We start from the raw sequence: 1,750 nt of genomic DNA on the forward strand, positions 1-1,750 counted from the left end.
GTCAGCTTCCCGAGCCGCGCCTCGACCCCGCTCGCCGGCGGTGCCTGCCGGGCCAGGGCGAGGCTCCGGCCCGCCTCGGTCTCCTCCCCGGTCGCGACCACCACGGCGGTGCCGTGACCGGCGGCGACGGTGGTGCCCTCGTACAGCATCGAGTGGCGTTCGGCGACGGCCGCCGCCACCACCGGGTCGGGGGCCTTGGCCACCGGCAGTGACTCCCCGGTCAGGGACGACTCGTCGGCCTCCAGCCCATCGGAGGTGAGGATGCGGCAGTCGGCCGGGATCGCGTCGCCGGGTCCCACCGTGACCACGTCCCCGGCCACCAGGTCCTCCGCGGGCAGCACCTGTTCGACGCCGTCCCGGAGCACCCGCGCGGTCACCGCCGAACGGGACAGCAGCTCGGCGAGGGACCGTTCGGTGTTGCGCTGGTGTACCGCCCCGACCAGCGCGGACCCGCCGACCACGCCGCCGACCAGGGCCGCGTCGACCAGCGACCCGAACGCGGCGGAGAGGACCGCGCCGGCGGCGAGCACCGGGGTGAGCGGGTTCGACAGCTCCTCCACGAACACCCGGAGCAGCCCGGCCGGGCCGTGCTCCTCGCTCGCCACCCGGTGCCGGCGGGCCGCCTCCTCGCTGGTCAGGCCGTTCTGGTCGGTGCCGAGCTGGGCGAGCACGGTCGACACGGGCATCAGGTGCCAGGCGGTCAGCGCGGGCAGCGGCGTGCGGGTCCGGTCCGGCAGCCGACGGGCCCGCCAGACGCCGTGCGCGAAGGCGAGCACGGCCGCCCCGTTGACCGCGGCGAGCGACCGGCGGGGAAGGTGCTGCGGCTCGGCGGTGAACGCACCGAGCGCGCCCAGGCCGCTGCCGGCCATGGCGAGCCGGATGTTCTGCCCGGTCATCCGGCGGGCCACCCCGGTCGCGTCCACCAGCAGCGCGGGAATTCGCAGGTCGTCGCCGACCAGCAGGTGGGCGCCCCAGGGCGGGAGGTCGTCCGGGTCGGAGACGCCGACCCCGCAGTCGGCGGCGCCGAGCGCGGCCCGATCGCCGGAGACGACCATCACCACCGCACCCTCGCGTTGCAGGGCGCGTACCGATTCGGCGAGGTCGGGACCGCCGGGCAGCAGGGCGTCGGCGAAGTCGTACCGGCCGTCGTCGTCGCCGGCCACCACGAGTCGCAGGCCGGCCTGGCGGATGGCGGTCGGCAGCACGTCCACGCCGGGCGCCGGCTCCGGCTCGACCCGCAGTACGGCGGCGAGCCGATCGCCGTCGGCCAGGCCGAGCAGGTGGCCGCCGTCGGCCCGCAGCCGTCGGCTGTCGTTTGTGTCGCCCGGGTCGTCGGCCTCGATCCGGTCCAGCGGTCCGAGCCGCCAGCCGTCGGCCTCCCGTATCCCGTCGGGGTCGGCCGGGTCGAAGAGGGCGAACGCCCGGGCCGCCACCTGCCCGGTGTCCGCGCCCGGCAGCGGCGCCAGGTCGGCCAGCACCCCCCGGTCCGAGCCGAGCACCCGGGTGTCCAGCAGCACCGTGTCGATCCGGTCCAGCCCGCGCAGCACGCTGCGGTCCATGACGATGACGCCGCGCCGGGCCAGCATCCGGCCGAGCTGGGCGGCGTACCCCTCGCGCCCGTTGCCCGGCGCCTTGGGCAGGGAGGAGAGGCCCAGCGCCGCGGCCCGCTTCGGGCCGGCCACCGGCACCGCCGCCGCGCCGGCCAGCGCCCCGACGGCGAGCGCCCGGGAGACGTACCGTTCGGTCGGGC

General features: G+C 77.4%; 1 protein-coding gene. It reads right to left on the minus strand.

Annotated elements, in window-relative coordinates; translation table 11 throughout:
• A partial coding sequence (locus ACWEVO_RS36110; protein ID WP_452311879.1) for a P-type ATPase occupies positions 1–1,750 on the minus strand: 1,750 nt, incomplete at both ends.

It is taken from the genome of Micromonospora sp. NPDC003776, from assembly GCF_053605645.1.